This window comes from Streptomyces sp. NPDC048269 (assembly GCF_040652395.1).
In the GTDB taxonomy this organism is placed as follows: Bacteria; Actinomycetota; Actinomycetes; order Streptomycetales; family Streptomycetaceae; genus Streptomyces.
In genome coordinates this window covers 1-4,958 of sequence record NZ_JBEZLW010000104.1, presented here as the reverse complement: position 1 = coordinate 4,958, position 4,958 = coordinate 1, and the positions used below count along the sequence as shown (strand labels likewise).

Here is a 4,958-nt window from a genome sequence, read left to right as displayed (position 1 = left end):
ACCCTGGGCGACCCGATCGAGGCCCAGGCGCTGCTGGCCACGTACGGGCAGGACCGCCCCGACGGACAGCCGCTGTACCTCGGCTCCATCAAGTCGAACATGGGCCACACGCAGGCCGCAGCGGGCGTCGCGGGCATCATCAAGATGGTCATGGCGATGCGGCACGGCGTGCTGCCGCCGACCCTGCACGCCGAGGAGCGCTCGGACCAGATCGACTGGTCGGCGGGTGAGGTGGAACTGCTCACCGAGGCACGGGAATGGCAGGCCGACGGTCGATTGCGGCGGGCGGGCATCTCTTCGTTCGGCATCAGCGGGACCAACGCGCACGTGATCGTCGAAGAGGTACCGGCCCCGCGGCCCGCCGAGACGGTGGCCGGGGCCGAACCGCCCGTCGTGCCGTGGGTGGTGTCGGCGAAGTCGGCGCAGGCGCTGGCCGGCCAGGCCGAGCGGCTGCTCGCGGTGGTGGACGCGTACGGCCCCGAGGACATCGGGTACACCCTGGCCGCGGCGCGCAGCACGATGGAGCACCGGGCGGTCGTGATGGGTGACCGCCAGAGCGGGCTCGCCGCCCTCGCGGCGGGCGAGGCCCACCCCGCGGTGGTGACGGGACAGACGCAGCCCGGGGGCCGGACGGCGTTCCTGTTCACGGGGCAGGGGGCGCAGCGGCTGGGGATGGGGCGGGAGTTGTACGCCGCGTTCCCGAAGTTCGTGGAAGCCTTCGACGCCGTGTGCGCGGAGATCGACCCGCTGCTGGGCCGGTCGTTGCGAGAGGTGGTGTGGGGTGGGGACGCGGACGCTCTGAACGCGACCGCGGTCACGCAGCCGGCGCTCTTCGCCTTCGAGGTGGCGCTGTTCCGGCTGGTCGAGGCCTGGGGTGTGAAGCCCGACCTCGTGGCCGGGCACTCGATCGGTGAGCTGGCCGCCGCGCATGTCGCCGGGGTGTTTTCCCTGGCGGACGCGGCCCGGCTCGTGGTGGCCCGTGGGCGTCTGATGCAGGCGCTGCCCGCCGGTGGAGCGATGCTGGCCGTCCAGGGGACCGAGGAAGAGGTACTGCCGCTGCTCACCGACGGGGTCGGTGTCGCGGCGGTCAACGGTCCGCACTCGGTGGTGGTCTCGGGTACCGAGGCCGCGGTCCTGGCCGTGGGCGAGCACTTCACCGCGGCCGGTCGTAAGACCAGCCGGCTGTCGGTGTCGCATGCCTTCCACTCGGCGCTGATGGATCCGATGCTGGAGGAGTTCCGCACCGTCGCGGAAACCCTGACCTTCCACGCTCCCCGCGTGCAGGCCGTTTCCACGGTGACGGGAGAACCGTGCGAGGCGTGGCGGTCGCCCGAGTACTGGGTCGGGCAGGTCCGCGAGGCCGTCCGCTTCGCCGACGCGGTCCGGACGCTGGAGCAGCGGGGCGCGACCCGGTTCCTGGAGATCGGCCCGGACGGCATCCTCACCGGTCTCGCCACGCAGAGCCTGGACGACGACGCCGTGCTCGTCGCAGCCGTGCGCAAGAACCGCCCCGAGCCGGAGGCCCTGGTCGCCGCCGTGGCGCAGCTCCACGTCCACGGAGTCTCCGTCGACTGGGAGGCGTTCTGCGCCGGCACCGGCGCCCGCCGCGTCGACCTGCCCACCTACGCCTTCCAGCGCACCCGCTACTGGATCGGCACCGAGGAGTACCTCGCCAACTCGTGGATCGGCTCCGGCGGCGGCAGCATGGCGACCGCCGGCCTGACCGATGCCGGGCACCCGCTGCTCGGCGCGGTCCTGCCCTCCCCCGACACGGACCTGGTCACGTTCACCGGCCGGCTGTCCGCGAGCACCCACGCCTGGATCGCCGACCACGAGGTCCTGGGCAGCGTCCTGCTGCCCGGTACCGGTTTCGTGGAGCTGGCGGTGCGGGCCGGCGACCAGGTGGGCTGCGACGTACTGGAGGAACTGGCGCTGCAGGCGCCGCTGATCCTCCCCGAGCGCGGCGCGGTGACCGTACAGATGGTCGTCGGAGCGGCCGACGCCTCCGGGCGGCGGTCGGTGAGCGTCTACTCGCGTGCCGAGGACCGGCCCGACCTGCCGTGGACCCTGCACGCCGACGGCGTGCTCGCGGCGGGCGCCGAAGCCCCCGGCTTCGACCTGGCGGCCTGGCCGCCCGCGGGGGCGGACGAACTGCCCCTGGACGGCGCGTACGAGGGCCTGCGCGAGCGTGGCTTCGGCTACGGGCCGGCGTTCCAGGGCCTCAAGGCGGCCTGGCGGCTCGACGACGTGCTCTACGCCGAGGTCGCCCTGCCGGAGCAGTCGCACGCCGAGGCTGCGGAGTTCGGACTCCACCCGGCCCTCCTGGACGCCGCCATGCACGCGGCGCTGGTGAACGGCACCGGCGGCGACGAGACCGTACTGCCCTTCGTCTGGAAGGACATCACCCTGCACGCGGCGGGAGCTTCCGTCGTACGGGTGAGGATCACCCAGCCCACCCCGGAAAGCCTCTCGTTGCAGGTGGCCGACGCCACCGGAGCTCCCGTCGCCACGGTCGGCGCGGTCGTCGGACGGCCCGTCTCCACGGAGCAGCTCGGCGCGGGCGGGACGGATTCCCTGTTCCACATCGCCTGGAACCCGCTGTCCCTGCCGGCCGCGGCCGCCCCGCAGAGCCTGCCGGAGGGCACCGTCCTCCTCGAGTGCGACGTGACGGACGTGGACGTCCCGGCTGCCGTGCACGGCCTGGCGAACCGCACCCTGGCGGCGGTCCAGGAGTGGCTGGCCGAGGAGCGTCCCGAGGGCGCGGTGCTGGCCGTGGTCACGCGGGGTGCGGTGGCCGTCGTGGACGGGGAGGCCGTCGACGTGCGGCAGGCTCCGGTGTGGGGGCTGATGCGGTCGGCGCAGGCCGAGAACCCCGGCAGGTTCGTGCTGGTGGACACCGACGGCTCGGTGGACCTGGGCCGGGTACTGGCCCTGGGCGAGCCGGAGGCGGCCGTACGCGCCGGTGAGGTGTCGGTGCCACGGCTGGCCCGGGTACCGGTGGACGAGGGGCCGGAGCCCCGGTGGGACGCGGCCGGGACCGTCGTGATCACGGGCGGTACGGGCGGTCTGGGGGCCCTGGTGGCCCGCCACCTGGTGGCCGAGCACGGGGTGCGTCACCTGCTGCTCCTGGGCAGGCGGGGCGCGGACGCGCCCGGTGTCGACGACCTGCTCGCGGACCTCACCGAATCGGGTGCCTCGGTCTCCGTCGCCGCGTGCGACGTGGCGGACCGAGACGCGCTCGCGGCGGTTCTGGACGGGGTGGATCCGGCGTACCCGCTGTCGGGTGTGGTGCACGTCGCCGGTGTGGCGGACAACGGTGTGGTCGGCGCTCTGACCGCCGAGCGTATGGACGCCGTCCTGCGCCCGAAGGCGGACGCGGCCTGGCACCTGCACGAGCTGACCGAGGACCTGGACCTGTCGGCGTTCGTGATGTTCTCGTCCGCCGGCGGTCTGGTCCTGGCGGCCGGTCAGGGCAACTACGCGGCGGCCAACGTCTTCCTCGACGCGCTCGCCGCTCACCGCCGCGCGCAGGGCCTGGCGGCCACCGCGATGGCCTTCGGCCTCTGGGGCGTCAACACCGGCATGACCACCAGGCTGGCCCTGGCCGAGGAACGCATGGCGGCCCAGGGCCTGCCCGCACTCTCCCAGGCCGAGGGCCTGGCCCTGTTCAGCCTCTCCCTCCGCTCGGGGCGGCCCGCCCTCGTCCCCCTGCGGATCGACACCAACGTCCTGCGCGGCCGGGCCGAAGAACTCCCCGCCCTGCTCCGTGGCCTCGTACGCGTCCCGGCGCGCCGGGCCGCACAGTCCGCGGCCGGCGGCGACGGGCTCCTCGCCCGGCTGGCCGCACTGGACGCCGACGGGCGGGCCGCGGCGCTCCTGGACCTCGTACGCGGCCAGGTCGCCGGTGTCCTCGGCCACGCCTCGCCGGACGCGATCGAGCCCGAGCGGGCGTTCAGCGAGCTCGGCTTCGACTCGCTCGCGGCGGTGGAGCTGCGCAACCGGCTCGGTGCGGCGACCGGACTGCGGCTGCCCGCCACGCTGATCTTCGACTACCCCACCGCGCAGTCCGTCGCCGCCCACATCGGCGCCGAAGTGGCCGGCCGCGGCCACGCCGCACCAGTCCCCGCCCGCGCCCTGCCCGCCGCCTCCGGCGGAGCGGACGTGGACGACCCGATCGTGATCGTGGGGATGGGCTGCCGGTACCCGGGCGGGGTGACCACGCCGGACGAGCTGTGGGACCTCGTCGCCGGCGGTGTGGACGCCATCGGCGGGTTCCCGGAGGACCGCGGCTGGGATCCGGAGGTCTACGACCCGGAGCCGGGCACGCCCGGCAGGACGTACGCCCGTGAAGGCGGCTTCCTCTACGACGCGGCAGAGTTCGACCCGGTGTTCTTCGGGATCAGCCCGAACGAGGCCCTGATGATGGACCCGCAGCAGCGGCTGCTGCTGGAGGTGTCCTGGGAGGCGATCGAGCGGGCCGGAATCGACCCGGCGGTCCTCAAGGGCAGTGCGACCGGTGTGTTCGCCGGTGTGATGTACCACGACTACGCCCTGGGCGTGGAGGCCGCGGCCAGCAGCGGCGGCAGCCTCGTCTCCGGCCGTACGTCCTACACGCTCGGTCTCGAAGGCCCCTCGGTGACCGTCGACACGGCGTGCTCGTCCTCGCTGGTCGCCCTGCACATGGCAGCGCAGGCGCTGAGGTCGGGGGAGTGCTCCCTCGCCCTGGCCGGCGGAGTCGCCGTCATGGGCACCCCGGGCATGTTCGTCGAGTTCAGCCGGCAGCGCGGGCTCGCCCCCGACGGCCGGTCCAAGTCCTTCGCCGCCTCGGCCGACGGTGTGGCCTGGGGCGAGGGTGCGGGCGTCCTGCTCCTGGAGCGGCTCTCCGACGCGCGGCGCAACGGGCACCCGGTACTGGCGACGGTGCGGGGCTCGGCGCTGAACCAGGACGGTGCGTCGAA

General features: G+C 74.2%; 1 protein-coding gene. It reads left to right on the top strand.

Annotation, left to right across the window (positions count from 1 at the left end; translation table 11 throughout):
* The coding region (locus AB0D48_RS37100) for a type I polyketide synthase (RefSeq protein WP_362407681.1) at positions 1-4,958 on the top strand (4,958 nt) is incomplete at both ends.